At 49.1% G+C, this 20,320-nt stretch carries 20 protein-coding genes and 1 pseudogene; 14 read left to right on the top strand and 7 right to left on the bottom strand.

Features of this window, described 5'->3' with window-relative positions; translation table 11 throughout:
• Positions 1 to 11: 11 nt before the first annotated feature.
• The gene (locus tag HNR50_RS07310; protein WP_184745379.1) at positions 12 to 1,724 is read right to left on the bottom strand and encodes a hypothetical protein; all 1,713 of its coding nucleotides are present in this window, start codon (positions 1,722 to 1,724) and stop codon (positions 12 to 14) included.
• Positions 1,725 to 1,880: 156 nt separating this feature from the next.
• Complete coding sequence (locus HNR50_RS07305) at positions 1,881 to 2,282, bottom strand: hypothetical protein (RefSeq protein WP_184745377.1); 402 nt, start codon at positions 2,280 to 2,282, stop codon at positions 1,881 to 1,883.
• Between the two features lie 80 nt (positions 2,283 to 2,362).
• On the opposite strand from HNR50_RS07305, the gene HNR50_RS07300 reads away from it, so the two are divergent.
• Positions 2,363 to 3,532, top strand: coding sequence for an MFS transporter (locus HNR50_RS07300; RefSeq protein ID WP_184745375.1), 1,170 nt, complete (start codon positions 2,363 to 2,365; stop codon positions 3,530 to 3,532).
• Here the strand turns inward: HNR50_RS07300 and HNR50_RS07295 are convergent.
• Positions 3,514 to 5,352 carry a methyl-accepting chemotaxis protein gene (locus tag HNR50_RS07295; RefSeq protein ID WP_184745373.1) on the bottom strand — a complete coding sequence of 613 codons (1,839 nt, stop codon included), beginning with the start codon at positions 5,350 to 5,352 and terminating at the stop codon, positions 3,514 to 3,516. The two genes, HNR50_RS07300 and HNR50_RS07295, sit on opposite strands and share 19 nt — an antisense overlap.
• Positions 5,353 to 5,579: 227 nt before the next feature.
• On the opposite strand from HNR50_RS07295, the gene HNR50_RS07290 reads away from it, so the two are divergent.
• Genes HNR50_RS07290 through HNR50_RS07250 form a run of 9 tightly spaced genes read left to right on the top strand, consistent with a single transcriptional unit; the run spans position 5,580 to position 14,541 of the window.
• Positions 5,580 to 6,560: a GntR family transcriptional regulator gene (locus tag HNR50_RS07290; RefSeq protein ID WP_184745371.1), complete on the top strand. Its 981-nt coding sequence runs from the start codon at positions 5,580 to 5,582 to the stop codon at positions 6,558 to 6,560.
• Positions 6,561 to 6,603: 43 nt separating this feature from the next.
• Positions 6,604 to 7,014, top strand: a complete 411-nt coding sequence (glmS, locus tag HNR50_RS07285; RefSeq protein ID WP_184745369.1) for a methylaspartate mutase subunit S — start codon at positions 6,604 to 6,606, stop codon at positions 7,012 to 7,014.
• Positions 7,008 to 8,378 (top strand): methylaspartate mutase accessory protein GlmL, encoded by a 1,371-nt coding sequence (gene glmL / locus HNR50_RS07280; RefSeq protein ID WP_184745367.1) that lies wholly within the window; start codon positions 7,008 to 7,010, stop codon positions 8,376 to 8,378. Before glmS ends, glmL begins: the two co-directional genes overlap by 7 nt.
• A gap of 3 nt (positions 8,379 to 8,381) precedes the next feature.
• Positions 8,382 to 9,827 carry a methylaspartate mutase subunit E gene (locus tag HNR50_RS07275; RefSeq protein WP_184745365.1) on the top strand — a complete coding sequence of 482 codons (1,446 nt, stop codon included), beginning with the start codon at positions 8,382 to 8,384 and terminating at the stop codon, positions 9,825 to 9,827.
• Positions 9,827 to 11,074, top strand: coding sequence for a methylaspartate ammonia-lyase (locus HNR50_RS07270; RefSeq protein ID WP_184745363.1), 1,248 nt, complete (start codon positions 9,827 to 9,829; stop codon positions 11,072 to 11,074). The genes HNR50_RS07275 and HNR50_RS07270 overlap by 1 nt, the downstream gene beginning before the upstream one ends.
• Positions 11,071 to 12,423: an acyclic terpene utilization AtuA family protein gene (locus HNR50_RS07265; protein WP_184745361.1), complete on the top strand. Its 1,353-nt coding sequence runs from the start codon at positions 11,071 to 11,073 to the stop codon at positions 12,421 to 12,423. The genes HNR50_RS07270 and HNR50_RS07265 overlap by 4 nt, the downstream gene beginning before the upstream one ends.
• Entirely contained in the window at positions 12,420 to 12,737 is a 318-nt protein-coding gene (locus tag HNR50_RS07260) for a DUF4387 domain-containing protein (protein WP_184745359.1), read from the top strand. The genes HNR50_RS07265 and HNR50_RS07260 overlap by 4 nt, the downstream gene beginning before the upstream one ends.
• Complete coding sequence (locus HNR50_RS07255; protein WP_343060129.1) at positions 12,737 to 13,684, top strand: alanine-tRNA synthetase second additional domain-containing protein; 948 nt, start codon at positions 12,737 to 12,739, stop codon at positions 13,682 to 13,684. Before HNR50_RS07260 ends, HNR50_RS07255 begins: the two co-directional genes overlap by 1 nt.
• Positions 13,681 to 14,541 (top strand): fumarate hydratase, encoded by an 861-nt coding sequence (locus HNR50_RS07250; protein WP_184745357.1) that lies wholly within the window; start codon positions 13,681 to 13,683, stop codon positions 14,539 to 14,541. The genes HNR50_RS07255 and HNR50_RS07250 overlap by 4 nt, the downstream gene beginning before the upstream one ends.
• Here HNR50_RS07250 and HNR50_RS07245 read toward each other — a convergent pair.
• Positions 14,538 to 14,849 carry a CcdB family protein gene (locus HNR50_RS07245; protein WP_184745355.1) on the bottom strand — a complete coding sequence of 104 codons (312 nt, stop codon included), beginning with the start codon at positions 14,847 to 14,849 and terminating at the stop codon, positions 14,538 to 14,540. The genes HNR50_RS07250 and HNR50_RS07245 overlap by 4 nt on opposite strands.
• Entirely contained in the window at positions 14,849 to 15,067 is a 219-nt protein-coding gene (locus tag HNR50_RS07240; protein ID WP_184745353.1) for a type II toxin-antitoxin system CcdA family antitoxin, read from the bottom strand. The genes HNR50_RS07245 and HNR50_RS07240 overlap by 1 nt, the downstream gene beginning before the upstream one ends.
• An 83-nt stretch (positions 15,068 to 15,150) precedes the next feature.
• On the opposite strand from HNR50_RS07240, the pseudogene HNR50_RS07235 reads away from it, so the two are divergent.
• The 4 genes and pseudogenes from HNR50_RS07235 to HNR50_RS07220 all read left to right on the top strand — a co-directional run.
• A pseudogene (locus HNR50_RS07235) lies at positions 15,151 to 15,672 on the top strand (Fe-S-containing hydro-lyase); the annotation flags it as partial.
• A gap of 148 nt (positions 15,673 to 15,820) precedes the next feature.
• Entirely contained in the window at positions 15,821 to 16,042 is a 222-nt protein-coding gene (locus tag HNR50_RS07230; RefSeq protein WP_184745349.1) for an OadG family protein, read from the top strand.
• Entirely contained in the window at positions 16,039 to 17,316 is a 1,278-nt protein-coding gene (locus HNR50_RS07225) for a sodium ion-translocating decarboxylase subunit beta (protein WP_184745346.1), read from the top strand. The genes HNR50_RS07230 and HNR50_RS07225 overlap by 4 nt, the downstream gene beginning before the upstream one ends.
• Before the next feature lie 247 nt (positions 17,317 to 17,563).
• Positions 17,564 to 18,478, top strand: a complete 915-nt coding sequence (locus HNR50_RS07220) for a leucine-rich repeat domain-containing protein (protein WP_184745344.1) — start codon at positions 17,564 to 17,566, stop codon at positions 18,476 to 18,478.
• Between the two features lie 36 nt (positions 18,479 to 18,514).
• Here HNR50_RS07220 and HNR50_RS07215 read toward each other — a convergent pair whose 3' ends face one another.
• Positions 18,515 to 19,381: an SDR family oxidoreductase gene (locus tag HNR50_RS07215; RefSeq protein ID WP_184745342.1), complete on the bottom strand. Its 867-nt coding sequence runs from the start codon at positions 19,379 to 19,381 to the stop codon at positions 18,515 to 18,517.
• Positions 19,382 to 19,449: 68 nt separating this feature from the next.
• Complete coding sequence (locus HNR50_RS07210) at positions 19,450 to 20,244, bottom strand: helix-turn-helix transcriptional regulator (RefSeq protein WP_184745340.1); 795 nt, start codon at positions 20,242 to 20,244, stop codon at positions 19,450 to 19,452.
• Positions 20,245 to 20,320 lie beyond the last annotated feature (76 nt).

Below are 20,320 nucleotides of genomic sequence, written 5' to 3'. Positions count from 1 at the left end.
TTCTATTCCTCCTACTGCGCCATATCGGAAATGGTCAGTGTAAACCATCCGTTCAAGGTTCCCTGTCCGCTGGCACTGTTTGAAGCCAGAGACTGTTCCTGTCCGAGCAGTATCGTTCCGTCGTTGTTGTAGTATTCATTGGAAAAATAGGTGCCGTGGCCTTCATCTATGATATTCCATTCATAAGTTTTCCCTGCTTCCAGACCGGATAATCCGAAAATGAGATTGAAACCGGAATAATAAACCGTAATGGTTCCGGCTGCCGTATCCTCATTGACAAAATACCCGACATATTCCGAAGGCACAGCATTCCCTAAAATATCAAGAGTATTGTTAACTCTGTCCCATTTTATGGGAAGTGAGTAAATCGGCGCCGTAGTATCGCGGATCTGGAGTTGAAACTGTAAATACTGAGCTCTATCAGTATCAAGAAGTTCAGTATTGGTAATGGAAAATGTGAATTCAGGCATCAGCGAATCGGATGTCGACTTGTTGGCCGGAGCAGTCAGCAGCGTGTTATGAGGAGGCAGAAGAGTCAGGCTGACTGATTCCGATTCCTCAGATGCCCCGCTGCCGTTATAGGCTATAACTTTATAAAAATAAGAATGTTCCAGTTCGATTGTCGGATCAAAATCGGAGTAGCTGTAATTTCCTGCGCTGGTCGGGTTGCTGAAAGTCAGGTTTCTGTCGAGAACCTTATAGGTGTTGCCGCCGTCGTCGGAACGGAGGACATCTATCCTCCGGATTTCTTCTGCGATCGAGATATCCAGTGCTATATAATAAGTCGTACCTTCGCCGTTGAATGTAGTCGATCCTTCGGGAAGCGCAATCCTTTTTACCGGATCGATCGGGGTTCCGTAATAATCTCTGGAAACACTGTATGTTTTACCTGTGAACTGGGTAATGACGGGTATAACTCCGGCTAGAGAGGCATCTGCTGAAGGGGCATCGGTTGTAATGATCAGTTCAGAAGTCTGCTCCACCCTGTTGGCCGCCACATCATAGGCATTCACAAACAGAGAGTAGCTTCCGGCCATGTAATCATGAGTGGAAAGATCGAAAAGGGCAACAGTTTCATAATATCCTGTAGAACCGATCTGCTCACCTTCTTTTTCAAAAGAAGAAGCCGCCAGGCCGTCCCAATGTGTAATGATGCCGTTCAGGGATATTTTTATTCCGTAGCCGCACCAGCTTGTTTCTTTAATCTCCGTTCTGGCTCTTGCCGAGACGCGGATATAGTTGAGATCAGCCGAATCGATCGAGCCTTCGGCAACAAACCAGTCCGTTCCGTTCCCGGAGTATTCCACAGATGTTATGGAAGGAGCTTCAGCAGAAAAGCTGGTCATCATAAGATCGTGATTATACAGGACGGGAAGTTTTCCATTCTCAAAGGAAAAGCTCTGTATTTTGCAGGATGCCCTGTCATTTTTAGCTGATACAATATCATAGAGAATGTCAGCCTCATCTTCATTTACAGCGATAATGACTGAACCGTCGCTTCGGGAAACACCTGTATAAGCAGGCGAGCTATCTCCCTCAGGATAGAGCTTCACTTCGACTCCATCGACAGGAGATCCGTTCAATGAATCCAGAACCAGAAGTTCCAGATCAACCTTGTTTTCCGGAATGTCGGGATTTTCAGGATCACCGGGTCCCGGCTGCTGACAGGATCCGAGCCAGAAGAGCAGAAAGACTGCGCTTAAAGCAAAAACACTTTTTTTCATAATATACTCCTTTTGATTTAATATTTTACTTTCCATTAGAGTATATTTACAATAATTAATTTTTTATTTTTAAACTTATAAAAAAAATCAGAGACTATTCGATAGGACATAAGAGATTTGGAAATCTATAATGATACAGGAAAGGACCTGTCAGAATCAATCGTCAAAAAACAGCTCATTAACCTCATCCCAGGCTTCCGGCTCATCACTGCGGAGCCTGCTGAGCAAAGTAAACCGTTTCAACAGCAGTTCCGCTCTGCCGGCCTTTGCATACCGGCTCCAGGCTTCCTCTGTCATGGAGCCGTCATAAGGCTTTTCGATATTAATGCTGCTGCCCAGCTCATCGAAACTCAGTTCTTCTATTTCCTGAAGCTGCCTTTTCACATCGCTTTTCGCCAGGGTTGAAGCATGGATTTCCAGCCGGCCCAGGCTTAGATCGGCATTCATGCCGGAGAGCTGCTCCGCGGCGATCCTAATGGCTTCCCGATCGTGATCGGGAAGGCTCTCGAGAGTATGATAAGCATTAGCCATAACATTCATATAATCTTTTTCTGTCATGAAGTACCTCCCTTTTCTTCTAATTTTAGACAGAAAACTAAGTAATGCAAATATATATAAAAAGGTATATACTGCTCCCCATGAATAAAAACGATGATAAATTCAATGCTAAAAATGTAATTATTATATCACTGGCTCATCTGACCCATGATACCTATTCCGCTTTTCTGGCTCCGATCCTGCCCATTCTGATCGATCAATTGGGAATCACCTTATTTATGGCGGGAATGCTCGATGTAGTCCGGCGCGTTCCCCAGCTTCTGAATCCCCTGCTGGGAATGATTGCCGACCGGATAAGAATCAGCGTGTTCATAATTCTGGCACCCCTGGTCACCACTCTCTCCATGAGTTTCCTCGGTCTTTCTCCCAATGTCATAGTTCTGACGGCTCTCGTTTTCGTATCGGGAATCAGCGCCGCCTTTTTTCACGTTCCCAGCCCGGTTCTGATCAAACATTTCTCGGGAAATAAAATCGGCCAGGGAATGAGTTTCTATATGCTGGGAGGAGAACTGGCCAGAACGCTGGGTCCTCTGCTCATTCTTTCAGGTGTCAGCCTATGGGGGCTTCAGGGAACCTGGCGTCTCGCGCCGCTTGGAATAGCCGCTTCGCTGGTCCTCTTTTTCCAGTTCCGTAAAGTTAGGGTCCACAAGCCGGAAAGACGGGAAGAATCCAAAGGCTACGGTAAGACATTTATCAACCTGCTTCCCCTTTTCCTCACCATAGGCGGAATCATCTTCTTCCGGGGAGCCATGAAAGCGGCTCTGACGATTTACCTTCCCACCTATCTGACAGGCAAGGACCAGTCGATCTGGATGGCGGGGATATCCCTGTCAGTTCTGCAGTTCTCCGGCGCTGCGGGAACTTTTGCCGCCGGTCCTCTCTCCGACAGGATCGGGAGAAAGAAAGTCCTGCTCATAGCTTCGATTATAAACCCTTTTCTGATGCTGCTTTTTGTCAATATATCAGGAGTTCTGGTCATACCGGTGCTGATACTTTCGGGATTCTTTCTGTTTATGACAGGTCCGGTTATCCTTGCGACTGTTCACGATGTCAAATCCGATCAGGGAGCTTTCATCAACGGGGTCTATATGACAGTAAACTTCTTCTTCGCTTCGGTCATGACTGTGCTGGTGGGATTTCTGGCTGACAGATTCGGCATGGACAGAACCTACAGCGCCACTGTGCTTCTCTCGGCTCTGGCCATACCGGTCGTATTATTTATGAAAAAGAGCTATTCCGCGACCCGGTAAGTTTTCATCTCTTCCCGGAGGCTGTTGACCGTCTCGACATTTTCCTCATTGGACTTGCGGATCAGATCGAAAGAGCTGAGAATCTCTTTGGTACCCAGCGTTATTTCCCGGATGCCGTTGAATGTCGATGAAGAGTGCTCTCCAATGATTTCCATAGAACGGTCAAGAGTCCGGGAGCGGTCGCTAATGGTGCCAATCCCCTGACTCAAGTCGTGGCTTACCTCTTCCGATTCCCGCGATGTCCGCTCGACTTCTTTTCCGCTGGCAACAAGCGAATCGAGATATTTATGAACGTCATCCATAACCTGGGAATAACGGAGCACTTCCTCTCCGATCTTCTCGAATGTCTCATTATTTTCCCGGCTCCGCTCAAGGGTTATATCCATATCCTGAGAGATGGTGGAGAGGAACTTATCTATGCGGGAAACATTTTCTCCCGACGATTCGGCCAGCTTTCTGATCTCTTCGGCAACAACGGAAAATCCCTTTCCGGCATCTCCCGCATGGGCTGCTTCGATTGCGGCGTTCATCGCCAGTATATTGGTCTGGTCGGCAATGCTTTTTATTACCGTTACGATATCGTGTATCCCCTGCATTCCCGTCGCGACCGATTCCACAGCTTCGATGGATTTCTCAAGTGAATCGCGGTTTTCCTCGACCAGCAGAAGCAGATCCCTGGCGCGGGCATTCTGTTCCGAGGAAATGCTTCCGACTTTACCGATATCCTCAACCATGACCTTCATCATATCGCCTGATTCGCGGGCCTTCTCAGCCTGCACAGAAACCTTTCCCGAATAGGTCTGCACATCTCCGTCGAGCCGGGCGATCTGCTCCCTCGACTGAAGAAGTTCCGAATCGAGCTTCTCGAACTGCCCTTCAAAGGATTCGATATTCCTGAAAATCTCCTCCATGGCCGAAGCTGATTCGGTCATCCCCGAAGAGAGGATCTCCTTCAGTTCGTCGGCCCGGTAGATCGTTCCGTTGACGCTGGTGAAAAAATCTCTCAGAGAATCGAGAACGGAATTGAGGTGACCTCCCAGATGACCTATTTCATCAGTTGTTTTCACATTGTACCGGACTGTCAGATCCCGTTCCGCCGCCCTGTTCATCAAACCCTCTATTGTGACGATTCTGCCGGCGAGATTGCGGCTGAACAGAATAACGAAAACCGATGAGAGAAGCAGTATCACCATAAATACCGCTGCGGAGATAATCATCCAGCGGGAGTTTCTCCCGTCGATCATCAGAATCAGATTATCAACGGTCTCCTCGATCCCGAAAGCGACAAATTCAGAGGAGCGGTCAAGTTTCTGCATCCTGTCCTCCAGAACCATGACATCTTTATAGAGGTCGCTCTCTTCCCGGGACCAGTCGGTGCTGTACCGGACGCGGATAAAGCTGTTGTTTCCCAGTTTTTTTATCAGCTCAGAAGTTCTGATCGCCACAATGGCATCATTTGCCTGCTGTATATCTTTTTCCAGATGGGTCCATAAACCGCTGACCTTCCGGGCTCTCTCCCGGATTTCTTCCGGAATGTAGGAATTTTGAGAGATCTCTTCATACTCTGTCAGAAGTTCTTTGAAGCCGCGGACGGCCTGTAACCAGTTCTCAGCCACTTTATTAAATCCCGTATCGTTTATGAGAACGGCATTGGACTGGTTCTGAATCTCTTTAAACTGATTGAGCAGCCTGTAGGAACGACTCATATAATGGTCGAGCTTAACCGTCGTATAGTTGTTGTAAAAGAGGATTAAAGAGTTAACCGATAACATGAGAATCACTGTAAAAACAAACAGTGACAGTTTACTCTGTATTTTCATCTATTTTCCTGTTCAAAATTGATTTTAAAATATTACTTGAAGAAAGACATTCAATGCAAACGCTTGCATTAAGATTAGCTCTCAATCCGGGATCTGTCAAGTTTTCGTATTTAGTAAAGAGGAAAGAATAATAAACGAATTATAACTGTTGACAAGCTCATATTTCAGGATTACATTACTTGAACAATTGGTATATACCAATTGCAGGAGTGGTACAGTTGCTGTATATGAGAATTGACAGGAACTCGACGGTTCCCGTCTACAGACAGATTACCCAGAACATAACCCTTATGGTTAAACAGGGAAAGCTGAAACCCGGCGACAAAGTCGTCCCCGAGCGCGAACTGGCAACAGCTTTAAATCTTTCGAGAGGGACCGTGAAAAAAGCCTACGGAGAACTGGAGAACAACAATGTTCTGGAAGTGGTTCAGGGCCGCGGCTCCTTTATTTCCCGCAATCAGGATGTGCTCATCCAGAGCCGGAAAGACAGAGCCGTCCAGCTGATCGACAATGCCCTTACGGAACTGGAAGCCCTTAACTTCTCCCACAGGGAAATCACCACTTTTTTCCAGCTCATGCTTATGAACAGGGAACAGAAAATCAACAGTTTTCATATAGCCGCCGTCGATTGCAACAGCGAAGCCCTCACGGTTTTTGAAAAACAGCTCCGGTACATTTCCGGAACAAGAATAAGCAAATACCTTCTCGATGATGTCGTTGAGAATGGAGATCCCGAAAGGCTCCTGTCAGGTTTCGATGTGATATTGACGACATCGACCCATTACAACGAGCTCTCCGCCATCTGCCCCGCTCTCAAGGAGAGGATCCTCCAGGCCGCTCTCACTCTCGGACAGGAAACCATCATCGATCTGGCTTCCATCAAGCCGGAAAGCCGTATCGGTACCATTTGCATAACCGAGCGATTTCATCAGATCGTCAAGGACAGAATGACTCTTTTCGGATTGGAAACCGATGATGTCTCCTATCTCTGCAACTGTCGGGGCAGCGATTTCCACAACTATCTTGAAAATAAGGACGTCGTCATTCTCCCTTCGGAAATGTCGGTCAGCGACAACTGGGATCTGACTGACGCTCTGGACAAATTCTCCGCCAGGGGCGGCAAGATTATCAATTTTGATTATCAGATAGATAGAGGTTCTCTCATTTACATAGAGGAACAGATTTCCAACCGAATGGAGCGGCTGTGATCTTTGATCCGGCTCATTCGGTTTTTAGGAGTATTTAAAAGGAATGTGTAAAAAAACAATTGTTCTGGGCGTTATCGGCTCGGACTGCCACGCTGTGGGGAACAAGATTCTCGACAAGTTCTATTCCGATGCCGGCTTCAATGTCATCAATCTGGGCGTTATGGTCTCCCAGGATGAGTTTATCGATTCGGCCATAGAAACAGGAGCCGAGGCTATTCTCGTTTCCTCGCTATACGGACACGGGGAGATCGACTGCATGGGTTTCCGCGAAAGATGCACGGAAAGAGGCCTTGAGGATATCGTCCTCCATGTGGGAGGCAATCTTGTTGTGGGTAAAATGGACAAGGCTCATATCGTTGAGAAGTTCAAAGATATGGGTTATGACAGAGTTTACACTCCCGATGTGGATCTGCAGATCTGTCTGGAAGAATTGAGAGCCGATCTGAAATGCTGATTTCCATCGATATCGGTTCGACCTGGACGAAAGGGGCTCTTTTCACAGTCCGGGAAGGAAAACTTGTGGTGGAAAACAGAGAAACCACGGCAACAACCACCGATGACCTGTCTATCGGATTCAGGGAAATTCTCGGCCGGCTCAGACTGACAGCCTACGGTGATACCCCGGTCCTCTGTTCCTCTTCAGCCCATGGCGGTCTCAAGATAACAGCCATCGGAATCGTTCCCGACCTGACTTTGGAATCGGCCCGGCTGGCGGCTCTTTCCGCCGGCGGGAAACTGACGAAAGCTTTCTCCTATCGCCTCAACAGTTCGGATATTAAAGAGATTGAAGCTTCACTGCCCGATATAGTCCTTCTTACGGGAGGGACCGATGGGGGCAACAGAAGCTACATTCTCCATAATGCGGAACTTCTGGCAAAATCGAACCTTGACTGTACCATTCTCTATGCGGGGAACCGCGATCTTCAGGATGAAGTGAAAAATATTCTCATCAGAAAAAAGCTGCTCATCGCCGCTAACGTATTGCCCGATCTGAACAATCCCTCACCACAAGAGGCCCGGGATGTCATCCGGGAAACGTTTATGTCCACCATCATCCAGGGAAAAGGTCTTCAGTCGATCGTCAAGCTGACCGGTTCGGCTCCCGTACCCACACCGGCAGCGGTTTTCGACTATGTGACTCTTCTCGACAGGGAAAAGGCTTTCGAGGGAGATTTCTCTTTTATCGATATGGGCGGAGCCACGACCGATTATTACTCTGCAGTTTCATTTGTAAGCGGGGAGAAGGTCATACGGAAAGGAATCCGGGAACCGAGGATCAAGCGCTCTGTCGAGGGAGATCTGGGAATGAGGGTCAGCGCCCTGTCGGCGTTGGAATCGGACCGCATGACTCTCGAAGCGGAAGTCGAATCGAGGGGTCTCAACCCCGATGACTTTCTCGTTTATTTGAATAAAGTGAGCACCATGACCGAATACATCCCCGTCGATGCGGAAGAAAAGCGCTTTGACGCCCTGCTCGCCGGATTCTGCACAGCCAATGCGACAACACGTCACGGAGGAACCCGGAGGGAAGTCTATACAACTTCCGGTTCGGCGTTTATCGAAAGGGGAAGAAACCTGAAAAATATCAAAACCATTATCGGTACGGGAGGATATCTGGCGGCGCTCGATGACGATCCTTTCAGGCATTACCCCGTACCGGCTGTTACCATAGAGGGAGAGGAAATACTCAGTCCGGCGGAATACCGGTATTACCGGGACGAACGCTACCTGATACCCCTCCTGGCCAATGCGGCCCGGCTCTATCCGAAAGAGGCGGCGGCTTCATTGAAACCGAATTTAGCGGAAATAAAGGATTAAATGGTGGAAATTCAAAACAAAAAAATTGAAAAACAGGAATACCTTAATGCAAGGGAAGAGATTCTCGCGGCCTGGCCGACCGGTCAGGGTGTCTCCATCGAAGAGGGGGTCAAATATCAGCAGAGTCTCCCCGAATCGAAACGATTTGCGTCTGTATTGAACCAGGCGGTAAAAGAGAAAAAGGTCCTTATCCAACCCAGAGCCGGCGTCGCCCTGGTGGATGAACATATAGAGCTTTTGAAATTTCTGGAAGAGGAGTCGGACCTCCTCCCCACGACGATCGACGCTTACACCAGGCTGAACCGCTATGATGAAGCCCAGAAAGGTATCGACAAATCCCGGGCTGCGGGCCATTCGCTTCTGAACGGCTTTCCGGCGGTCAACCACGGCATCGAATCGTGCCGGAGAATCATTGAATCCATCAGCAAGCCGGTGGAAATCCGCCACGGGACTCCCGACGCCCGGCTTCTGGCGGAAATATCCTACGCCGCGGGTTTCAACTCCTTCGAAGGGGGCGGAATTTCCTACAACATCCCCTACGCCAAGAACGTTCTCCTGGAAAAATCGATCCGCGACTGGCAGTTTATCGACCGTCTGACCGGTATCTATCAGGAAGAGGGAATCACCATAAACAGAGAGCCTTTCGGCCCTCTGTCGGGAACTCTGGTACCTCCTTTCGTTTCCCATTCCATCGCCATAATCGAAGGACTTCTCGCTCTGGAGCAGGGCGTCAAATCGATCACACTCGGCTACGGTCAGGCGGGAAATATGATCCAGGATATCGCCGCCATGCAGTCCCTGACAGAACTGGCCCACAAATATTTCGGAGAAGCGGGATTCAAAGATTACGAGCTCTCCACGGTTCTTCACCAGTGGATGGGCGGTTTCCCCGAAGACGAAGCCAGGGCCTTCTCGGTTATCGCCTGGGGAAGCGTCGTAGCCAATTTTGCCGGCGCCACGAAAGTCATTGTAAAAACACCCCATGAAGCGTCGGGCATCCCCACGAAGGAAGCCAACCTTCAGGGACTGAAAGCCACGCGGCAGATGATACAGATGACCCATGACCAGTGTTACTTCAACATCGCCGAACTGGCTTTGGAAAAAGAAATGATCCACCGGGAAGTGGACGCTATCATGGCTGCCGTTTTCGAAGCTGGAAAAGGCGATATCGCCGTGGGCGCCGTCAAAGCTTTCGAGGCGGGAATCATCGATGTCCCCTTCGCACCGGCCGCCTGCAACTACGGAAAGATGCTGCCTGTCAGAGACAATACGGGAGCGGTCCGCGTTTTCGAGACCGGTAATACGCCGCTTCCCGCAGACGTGATGAACTATCACAAAGAAAAGATCAGAGAAAGAGCCGCCGTCGAGGAACGGGACCCCTGCTTCCAGATGGTTATCGACGACATTTACGCCATCAGCAAAGGCCGGCTTGTAGGGAGACCCAGATAATGAAAATTGTTAAAGCGATATTCTCGCCCGGTGTGACAGGCTTCTTTTTCGACGACCAGAAAGCCATCAAGGCGGGAGCGGAACACGACGGTTTTATCTACCGCGGCGAGCCGATGACAGAGGGATTCACGACGATCCGGATGACCGGTCAGTCCATCTCCGTTCAGCTGATCATGGAAAACGGTCAGATCGCCGTGGGCGACTGCGCCGCCGTCCAGTACTCCGGTGCCGGCGGCCGCGATCCTCTCTTTCTGGCCGAAACCTATATCCCCTTTATGGAAGAGCACATCCGCCCCTGGCTGGAAGGCCGGGACATTCAGTCCTTCAAAGAGGCCGCCGAAGAGTTCGACGTTCTGAAGGTCGACGGGGAAAGGCTTCATACGGCCATCCGTTACGGCGTGTCCCAGGCGCTTCTCGATGCAGCGGCTATTTCAGCGGGGCTCCTGAAACAGGAAGTGGTCTGCCGCGACTACGATCTGCCGGTCGTAGCCGAGCCGGTGCCTCTCTTCGCCCAGTCAGGAGATGACCGGTACACCGCTGTCGACAAAATGATAATCAAGCAGGTCGATGTTCTGCCCCACGCCCTCATCAATAATATCGATACCAAACTGGGACGGAAGGGAGAGCTTCTCCTCGAATACGTCAGCTGGCTGAGAAACCGCGTGGAACAGCTCCGCGAATACAGTGATTACAAACCGGATCTCCATATCGATGTCTACGGAACCATCGGCATCATCTTCGACTATGACGCGGACCGCATGGCCGACTACTTTCTGGAACTGGAAAAAGCCGCCGGAGAACTGCAGCTCTACATCGAAGGCCCCATGGATATGGGTGAAAAAGCCAGACAGATCGCAGCCATGAAAGAGCTTCAGGACAAGCTCCATGAAAAGGGATGCAAAGTCAAAACAGTCGCCGACGAATGGTGCAACACCTGGGAGGACATCAGAGATTTCACCGACGCGAAATGCTGCGATATGGTGCAGATCAAAACGCCCGACCTGGGGAGCATCCACAATATCGTAAAGAGCATCCTCTACTGCAAGGAGCACGGTATGGAAGCCTATCAGGGGGGAACCTGTAACGAGACCAATATCTCCGCCCAGACCTGTGTCCACGTCGGACTGGCGGCCCGCGCCGAGAGAATGCTGGTCAAACCGGGCATGGGATTTGACGAAGGACTCACTATCGTGAAAAACGAAATGGAGCGGACATTGGCCGTCCTGAAATACAAGGAGGTGAAATGATGAAAGAGTTTGTTGTACTCTCTCCCACGGCCATTCTGGGATACGGATTCCCCGAGGAATCCTTCTACAGAGGGCTGGAGAAAAACCCCGACCTGATCGCCGTTGACGGCGGTTCGACCGACCCGGGCCCCCATTACCTCGGTTCAGGAAAATCCTTCACCGACCGGATAGGGGTTAAAAGAGACCTCCGCTACATGATCACCGAAGGGGTGAAACGGGGCATTCCCGTTGTCGTGGGAACCTCCGGCGGCTCCGGCGCCCGCCCCCACCTGGAGTGGACAAAAGAGATTGTCGAAGAGATTGCGAGTGAGAACAATCTCCATTTTAAAATGGGACTGATCTACTCGGATATTGATAAAGCCGTTGTCAAAGAAGCCTGGAAAGCGGGAAAGATCCAGTCGCTGGACTATGTCCCGGAACTGGATGAGCAGACCATCGAGGAATCGCATAACATCGTCGCCCAGATCGGTGTGGAGCCGATGATCGAAGCTCTGAAAAAAGGCTGTCAGGTCATACTGGCGGGAAGAGCCTACGACCCGGCCTGTTTCGCCGCCCTCCCCATCAAAGAGGGTTACGATGAAGGGTTGGCAACCCATATGGGCAAAATCCTCGAATGCGCCGCCATCGCCTCGACGCCCGGTTCGGGATCGGACTGCGTTCTCGGTTTTCTGGGAGAAGACTACTTCCGCCTGGAAACGCTCAGCGACGAAAGGCGCTTCACCAAAGAATCAACCGCCGCCCATACGCTTTATGAAAAATCGGACCCCTATCACCTGGTCGGGCCCGGCGGATCTCTGAACCTGGAGAGATGCCAGTTTATCGAGCACCCCGAAAAAGGCGTCACCGTTAAGGGCAGCGTTTTCGAGAAAGCGGAAAAATACACAGTCAAGCTGGAAGCGGCCCGGAAAATCGGCTACCGCACCATCAGCATCGCCGGCACCAGGGACTCCATCCTTATCGGACAGATCGATTCGGTTTTGGAAAAAGTCAAAGCCCGGGTGAACGACCTGCTGAAAAAAGAGAGCATGGAAGGCAATGTCCATTTCCACGTCTACGGTAAAAACGGTGTCATGGGATCTCTGGAACCGGAAGAAAAGACAAGCCATGAAATCTGTATCGTCATCGATGTTGTGGCGCCGGTTCAAACCATGGCCGATACGATCTGCAGCATCACCCGATCAACTCTACTCCATTACGGTTACGACGGGAGAATCTCGACGGCGGGCAACCTGGCCTTCCCCTTCTCGCCCTCGGATATCAAAGCGGGAGAGGTTTACAACTTCAGCCTCTACCACATAATGGAAATCGATAATCAGGACCTTTTCAAAGTGGAGGTACGGGACATATGAAACAGCCCATAACCGATCTGGCCCGGGTCATCCGGTCGAAAAACGCCGGCCCTTACGAGCTGACCCTTGATATGATCTTCAAAACAAGCGAAATTTACGAAGCGATCAAGAAAAAACAGCTGATTAATGCTGAAAAGATCGCGGAAATCTATAAAATAGATAAAGAGATGATTAAGGGAGTGATCTATTTCGACCCCTCCCATGCCGTGAAAGTAACCATGAAACGGGAAATCCCTTCGGGAGCTTTCGGCGACAGCGATATTTACGGGGCGCAGCAGCACGCGCCTCTGCTCAAACTGGAGTTTGATATATAGTGGAAAACTATTCGACGCGGATGCTTCGGGAGAATCTCATATTCTCCACCTATTACGCCCCCCGGGGACGCAACCGTCTATACGCTCTGGGAAAGCTCCTTTCCCAGAGATATATCTCCTCCCACGACCAGCTGATCGGCGTGATCGGTTCGGAAGGGGCGGGAAAATCGACTTTGATCAAAGCGCTCTTCCCGGGCCTGGAACTGACCAATGACGACGACGGGGTCAACGTCCGCCCCACTCCCATATACGACTTCAAAGAGGATGACTTCTTTTCGGGCCATACCTTCCACATAGACTACCGGTACGAATCGGCCTTCCATCAGCAGTTCGAAATCGTCGATGCGGTAAACAAGGCCATCAACAGCGGACGGCGGGTTATTATCGAGCACTTCGACCTTATCTATGAAGCCCTGGGATACAACGCCCAGATCCTCTTCGGGATCGGCGAGGAAGTTATCGTCGCCCGTCCCAATGTTTTCGGCCCCTCGCCTCTGGCGATCAAAGAGGTCTCCCACAAAACCATAAAATACAGATTGATGGCCCATTCGGCGGAAGATATCACCAGTATGGTTCTGGAACAGGATTACAACTATAAAAATCCCATACTCCATTCCGATGTCAAGCACGGCTTCGTCATCAGTTTCGATGAAAAACCGGATATCGATATCCGGGAACTGGAGGCCAAAGTTCTCGATATAATCAATAAGGACATCAAGATACAGAACTCCCGGGAGCAGCATATCAAGATCGGCGATCACGAGATGTTCTGCACCGGCGTGCGGACCCATGTCAAATCATCGGGACAGATACAGGATTTCAAACTGAGGAAAGAGTTCACTTACGATCCCTATACAAAGGAATACCTCCTGGTGGGAAGAGTGGGCTCGAAAGAGGAAGCGGCGGGATTCGAAAACATCCTGATGGAACCGGAGACGGAATTATGAAACATATCATAGAGAGAGCGCAAATCTACCAAGCCCTGAAAGCGGGAATCAAAAAGACGGGCGTCGTCCTCCCCGGCGATGTCAAAAGGGCTCTGCACCAGGCCATTGAAAAAGAAACCGGACCGGCCGGAAAAGTTCTCCGCTTCATCGCGGAAAATCTCGAATCGGCTGAACGGGAAAATATGCCCATGTGCCAGGATACGGGGATGGTCGTTGCCTTCGTGGAGATGGGCGATAAGGTTGAGATCAAAGACGCTTTTATCGATGATATTATCCACGATGCCATAGCCGATGCCTATGAGGAGGGTTATTTCAGAAAATCCGTAGTGGAAGACCCCCTCAACGGGCGGAAAAACACGGGAAACAATCTCCCTGCTGTTATACATCACGAACTGAAAAAAGGATCCGATCTCAAAATCAGCCTTATGCTCAAAGGGTTCGGAAGCGAAAACTGCTCCCGCCTGGCCATGTTCAAACCGACGGCAGGCCGCGATGAGGTTATCGAGTCCATCGCGAAGATCGTCGTGGAAGCGGGCGGCTCACCCTGCCCGCCCACCATACTGGGCATCGGTATCGGCGGAACTATGGATTACGCGGCGAAGCTCTCCAAAAAAGCGCTGATCCGAGAACTGGACGACAGCCACCCCGATCCCTATTATGCTCAGCTGGAAGACGATATCCTAAAGAGGGTCAACGAGCTGGGAATCGGAGGCGGCGGACTGGGAGGTGATATTACCACCCTTGCCGTAAAGGTTGAAAAATTCCCGACACATATTGCCGGACTCCCCGTGGCGGTAACGGTGAACTGCTGGGCCGACCGGAAAACGATTGTGGAGTTAAAAGGAAAGGATAATTAAAAACCAGTAAAAATAAGATCTACGGCTGCAATCAATTCTGTTCTTAACGATTCTAAAGATCCTTTTTCTTCACCAAGGTACTTCACAGGAACTGCAGCCATTTCTGAAATGTAAGCGGTATATTCCTGGTTGTCGAGAATAAAGGGAATATGGATTTTTGAAATTAAAATGGCTTCTGTTTTGGTTTTTTTTCTGACAGGAGCCACAATACGGGTAGCAAGATCGCTGAGAAAAGGCGTCTGTAAATCGAGAAGGAGAGGTGTTTCCCCTGATGATTTTCCTTTGTTCGTGTAGAGGTGAAACTGCATTAAAAAGTTCTCATATCTTCACTGAAGACACATGTCTCATCAATTTGCTGATTGTATTTATCAATGGCCTCTTTATTCTCTTTTTTCCAGGCTTTTTCTTTTTCCTCAGCCAGTCTGACTCTCAAGGCCCCTTCAGCAACAGCCGAAATCGAAATATTCATATTTCTGGCTTCAGAGAGCAATTCGCTATCAATACTCACATTTGTCCTCGTCTTCATATACATATATTATACACACGCCCTGTGTGTAGTAACAGAATAAAATGGGATGATGCTTCAAAGAAAAAAGAAATAAGGATAAAAAAATGAAAATTACACTGCCCTTAAGAGCGGAAGATATAGCAAAGATGAAAGCAGGAGATGAGGTCTATCTGACGGGAACCATTTACAGCGCCCGGGACCAGGCCCATAAAAGACTCTTCGAACTGCTTGAAAAAGGCGAGGATTTCCCCGTGGACCTGAAAGGCCAGACCGTATTCTATATGGGACCGGCCCCCACTCCCGACGGGAAAATCATCGGTTCCTGCGGCCCCACGACAGCCTACCGGATGGACCCTTTTGCTCCGGCCCTGATGGATTACGGTCTGAAAGGAATGATCGGGAAAGGCCCCAGAGCACAGGAAGTGGCCGATTCTGTCGTCCGCAATAAAGGTGTTTATTTCTATGCCTACGGCGGATGCGGCGCTCTTTATGCCCAGAAAATAAAAGCCAATGAACTGGCGGCTTTCGGCGATCTGGGACCCGAAGCCATCTATAAACTGGAAGTGGAAGATTTTCCCGTTGTTGTGGCGATTGATTCGGAAGGCGGGAATATCTACGGCTGATTATTTCGCGGAATATCAGCCCTCATAAACCCCTTTGTGTAGGAATAGTCCTACAAATCTTTAAAAACCAGTCCTACTTACAACTTCATCAATCGGGATCATACTGCTGAAAAATACTAATAAATACAGTATTCAGCAGGAGAATTCAATGTTAAACCAGGGACTAACCCTGACCTTGGCCGGCATGGCTTTTGTCTTTAGTTTTCTGATCCTCTTAGTGGTCGTTATGACTCTGAGTTCTAAAATTATATTGCGTTTTTTTTCGGAAACAGCGCCTGTCCCCGTTCCGGAACGAAGAGCCAAACCGGAAATCGCTGTAGCCGTGGCGATCGCGGCCGCCAGGGCTAAAAAGGACGGCAGAATCCAATGAGAGAAGATCTTATCCAATCCATAAGGGAACTCTGGTTCTCCACAGGCCTATACGGTTTTCTGCAGGAAGGCGGTTCGGGCAATCTCATTATGATCGCCGTGGGAATCCTCCTCCTCTACCTGGCCGTCAGGAAGGGTTTTGAACCGCTGCTTCTCATTCCCATCGGCTTCGGCGCCATTCTCTCCAACATCCCCTTCGCGGAGATCGCCGGTCAGGCGACCTATTTTCTCAGCGATGGCGGTGAAGTCATATACAACAAAGAAGCCCACAGCATTATCGAATCCTTCGGCGGTTTCATCGGGCAGTTTTACAACATAGGCGTGGCGAGCGGGCTTTTTCCCCTGTTGATCTTTATGGGAGTGGGAGCCATGACCGATTTCGGTCCCCTTCTGGCCAACCCGAGGACCCTTCTTCTCGGAGCGGCCGCCCAGTTCGGAATTTTCATAGCCCTTCTGGGAACTGTTGCCCTGGAGCTGATTCCCGGTTTCAGTTTCGTCTCTACCTCGGAAGGAGACACTCTGGCCCGGTCCATCCTCCATGTGGCCGGTTCGATCGGAATCATCGGAGGCGCCGACGGCCCCACAGCCATTTTCACAGCATCCAGATTAGCGCCTGCTTATCTAGGTCCCATAGCAGTGGCCGCTTACAGCTATATGGCATTGGTGCCTATCATCCAGCCGCCCATCATGAAAGCGCTCACAACTCCTGAAGAACGGCGGATAAAAATGGAACAGCTCAGAGAAGTGAGCAAAGCGGAGAAAATCGTTTTTCCTCTGATTGTGCTAATGCTATGCATCCTTCTGCTGCCCAGCGCCACACCACTTGTCGGCATGCTTATGTTCGGCAATTTATTGAAAGAGAGCCTGGTAACCGACAGACTGTCCAATACAGCTCAGAACGCGCTTATGAATACCGTGACCATAATGCTCGGCCTTTCCGTCGGTTCCAAAATGCAGGCCGCAGTCTTTCTGAACGCCACCACTCTGGGAATTCTGCTTCTCGGCCTGGCGGCTTTTGCCATCGGAACGGCTTCCGGCGTTCTTCTTGCGAAACTGATGAACAGATTCAGCAAAAGACCTATCAATCCCCTCATTGGAGCGGCGGGAGTATCTGCCGTGCCCATGGCGGCCAGAGTGGTCAATAAAGTGGGGCTTGAAGAGAACCCGGGAAACTTTCTGCTCATGCATGCCATGGGTCCCAACGTGGCGGGAGTAGTGGGTTCCGCTGTAGCGGCGGGCGTGCTGCTGGCGCTGGTCCCGATTCTGGGCAGCTGATTCTTGAAATTCGGTCAGGCGGCTGTAACTACGCCTGACCGGGAGTTTAACCTTTTCCCCGTCCGGCTCATTCAATTTTTCTGAATAAAACAGCAACAGAAACAACTTGTCAAAATTGTGAATAAAGCCTATTCTTGGAATTAAAAACCAGCAAAAAAAAAGCAAATAAACCGTTGCCTTACAACAATTTAAATGCTTATACATAAATAATAATGCAAGCCGGTTTATTTGTCAAGAGGAGATCTGATTGACCGAATTTCAAATTGATGCCGACAGGCTTATCGGACTGTTTAACGAAGAGAAGCTGAAGAAGATTTCATCGCTTATTATCGAAGCCTACAGAAATAGCGATTATCAGTCCCTCAGAAAATATGCCTCTGCTCTGGACATCAAAGCGGGTGAATTTGAAGCGAAACCGGCCGGAACTTTCCGGAAGATGATGCTCTTCTATCATCCCGACAGACGGGCTGTCATCCATAGAAAAATAAGAGAGCTCTCTGCAACAGGGCAAAGAGAGATGCTGACGAAAATGGAACAATCTGTCAGTAGAGATATTATTCAACCTCCCCGGCAACCACGCCATTCCGGAAAGAAAAGGAAATTCTCCAAAGATTTTACCTTCAGAGAGGAGTACTGGACCAACCCCTTTAATGATGATTTCGAAAGCGATGATTTTCTCTATACCAGCGAAGACAGGACAAGAGTTACCGAAGATGACTTCTTCGAGTTCATTGAGGCGGTCAGAGCCATGATGTACGGAAACCTCCCCGGTGAATTCCTTCCGAAGGACCTTTATCATCTGGACGGAGAACTGGATTTAAGCGAAGAGGGGATCGGAGATCTGACGGGTCTGGAATACTGCATCAATATAACGGAACTGATTCTCAGCCGGAACCGGATCTCCCATCTCTCCGACCTTTCCCGACTCACTCAGCTCCAGATGCTCGATCTGTCGTGGAACCAGATTACTTATGTCGATGAACTGGCAGCCCTCACCTCGCTCAGGATTCTGGATCTATCCTTCAACGATATTGAGGACATTTCTCCTCTCATCACCCTGGAAGATTTGAAGTATCTCAATCTCATAGGAAATCCTCTGAGATCTGCCGATGACGTAAGGATTTTAAGGGAGAGAGGAGTCATAATCATCTTCGACTCATAAAAAAAGCAGCAATCCTTTTTATATTTCTACAGAGTTTTACAAATCGGACCCGCCATTAGTAACGATGGCTTTAAAATGATCTTCCAGATGATGATCCCCATACTGTTCAGCGATATTATCCATCGCCATAGCCGTGAGAAAAAATTCAACGGGACCATATGTTTTAGAACCGGTAAATATTCTTAACAGGCTGATGACAGCTACTCTGATCCAGTCGGGCAGGTGAATGACTTTGCCATGGCTTCCGTAAGCCGCCAGAGCCAGTTCCGCCAGTTCATTCTGAGAGAAGAGATCTGGACCTCCAATAGTCAGCTCACAGCTTTTCCTGTTCAAATGATCGACGCAATAGGAGGCCAGATCTTTCCCGGAGACGGGATTGAGTCTGAACGATCCATCTCCGAAAAGATAGACCTTGCCACTTTTGGCCATATTGAGAAAATCAGCCATATCGGAAAAGTAACCATTGGGACGGATAATAACATAATCCAAACCGGATCCGACAAGTTCCTGAACAAATCGTTCTTTCGCTTGAAAAATCTTAAGATGCGTCATTTTATCGCCATTAATGGCGGATATATACATAAAGGATTGAACGTTCGATTGTTTCGCTTCATTCAGGAGATTGGCATTGCCCTGATAATCGACATCCATATAGGTCAGACCGTCTTTCTGCCTTGTAATGCCGACCGTACTTATAACTCTGTCTATACCTTCCGTTACCCCTTTCAGAGAGTCCGGATCTGTAATGGAGCCGACAAAATAATCATCCATATTCTCCAGTTGCTTCTTCTGCTCTTCTTTCCTGATGAGAACCCGAACCCAATAACCTTTTTTTTTCAGTTCCCGGGCAATATGATTTCCCAGATAACCGGTAGCACCGGCCAATAATATCTTTTCACTCATCCATAACACCTCATAACTTTGATTTAGTAATAATCTAATAGAGGACGGGATTTTCGTATTGTAAAAAATCAGCGCTGTTTCAGCATATGTTGAAGAGTGATTTCTTCGGTTCCCGTTATTAATTCGGTGGGAGTCTTGCCTGTGTATTTCTTACAGGCTTTTATAAAATGAGATTGATCGTAAAAGTGATCGATAAGCCGGTCTCCCTCATTTAATTGCTTCAAAGCCACAGCGAATCTGACTATGTTCGCATAGGCTTTTGGAGTCATACCTACGGTTTTCTTAAAGAATCTCTCGAAGGCACTCAAGGATAAGCCATACTTATCGGACAGTGTCTGAATAGCTATGTTCCCCTCAGAAGACTCTATCACTTCCAGAATTCCATTCATACGCTCAAGCTGCTGTCCGGTTCCTGATTTCTCTTCAACATAGGTTTCAAGCAGTGATGACGACTCTTCGAAATTCCTGCAGACCTTCAGTTCGGAATATAAATCAGATAAGTTCCAGGGAGACTGTCGGCCATCAATTATCGAGCCGGTATAAAGAGCTCCGGGGACATGAAACAATTTGAGAAACCCCGCCGGTGTAAGCGAAAGACCGATCTGATTCGTATTCTTTCCATAACGGATTTCCCATACCCGGTCGAGCTGGCCGGTTACGAGAATCGACGGAAGCTTCATCCCTTTCCCGCCATTCTCTGCAATATAATAATCATCACAGAAATTGAAAACCACATGAAGCGTACCTGTCGGCATAATTAAATCCCGCGTCGAGACCTTATCGCCTTCAGCAAATTCAACATGCCAGATCTCCTGAACAATCGGGCTTAATTCATCTCCGGCCGGTCTTGATATTACCTGCATGGTATTACTTTAATGGATTTCAGCTATTAGGAAAACCTGGTTATTTCTTGACGGTCCTATTATCCCTTCTTACTTT

Source organism: Spirochaeta isovalerica, from assembly GCF_014207565.1.
In the GTDB taxonomy this organism is placed as follows: domain Bacteria; phylum Spirochaetota; class Spirochaetia; order DSM-2461; family DSM-2461; genus Spirochaeta_F; species Spirochaeta_F isovalerica.
The sequence above is the reverse complement of the archived record's forward strand: the minus strand, read 5'-3'. Positions and strand labels throughout refer to the sequence as shown.

Bases quoted from the DNA above. Each gene is read 5' to 3' on its own strand.
- HNR50_RS07310 (WP_184745379.1), bottom strand. From the start codon at position 1,724: ATGAAAAAAAGTGTTTTTGCTTTAAGCGCAGTCTTTCTGCTCTTCTGG.
- HNR50_RS07305 (WP_184745377.1), bottom strand. From the start codon at position 2,282: ATGACAGAAAAAGATTATATGAATGTTATGGCTAATGCTTATCATACT.
- HNR50_RS07300 (WP_184745375.1), top strand. From the start codon at position 2,363: ATGAATAAAAACGATGATAAATTCAATGCTAAAAATGTAATTATTATA.
- HNR50_RS07295 (WP_184745373.1), bottom strand. From the start codon at position 5,352: ATGAAAATACAGAGTAAACTGTCACTGTTTGTTTTTACAGTGATTCTC.
- HNR50_RS07290 (WP_184745371.1), top strand. From the start codon at position 5,580: ATGAGAATTGACAGGAACTCGACGGTTCCCGTCTACAGACAGATTACC.
- glmS (WP_184745369.1), top strand. From the start codon at position 6,604: ATGTGTAAAAAAACAATTGTTCTGGGCGTTATCGGCTCGGACTGCCAC.
- glmL (WP_184745367.1), top strand. From the start codon at position 7,008: ATGCTGATTTCCATCGATATCGGTTCGACCTGGACGAAAGGGGCTCTT.
- HNR50_RS07270 (WP_184745363.1), top strand. From the start codon at position 9,827: ATGAAAATTGTTAAAGCGATATTCTCGCCCGGTGTGACAGGCTTCTTT.
- HNR50_RS07265 (WP_184745361.1), top strand. From the start codon at position 11,071: ATGATGAAAGAGTTTGTTGTACTCTCTCCCACGGCCATTCTGGGATAC.
- HNR50_RS07260 (WP_184745359.1), top strand. From the start codon at position 12,420: ATGAAACAGCCCATAACCGATCTGGCCCGGGTCATCCGGTCGAAAAAC.
- HNR50_RS07250 (WP_184745357.1), top strand. From the start codon at position 13,681: ATGAAACATATCATAGAGAGAGCGCAAATCTACCAAGCCCTGAAAGCG.
- HNR50_RS07245 (WP_184745355.1), bottom strand. From the start codon at position 14,849: ATGCAGTTTCACCTCTACACGAACAAAGGAAAATCATCAGGGGAAACA.
- HNR50_RS07240 (WP_184745353.1), bottom strand. From the start codon at position 15,067: ATGAAGACGAGGACAAATGTGAGTATTGATAGCGAATTGCTCTCTGAA.
- HNR50_RS07230 (WP_184745349.1), top strand. From the start codon at position 15,821: ATGTTAAACCAGGGACTAACCCTGACCTTGGCCGGCATGGCTTTTGTC.
- HNR50_RS07225 (WP_184745346.1), top strand. From the start codon at position 16,039: ATGAGAGAAGATCTTATCCAATCCATAAGGGAACTCTGGTTCTCCACA.
- HNR50_RS07215 (WP_184745342.1), bottom strand. From the start codon at position 19,381: ATGAGTGAAAAGATATTATTGGCCGGTGCTACCGGTTATCTGGGAAAT.
- HNR50_RS07210 (WP_184745340.1), bottom strand. From the start codon at position 20,244: ATGCAGGTAATATCAAGACCGGCCGGAGATGAATTAAGCCCGATTGTT.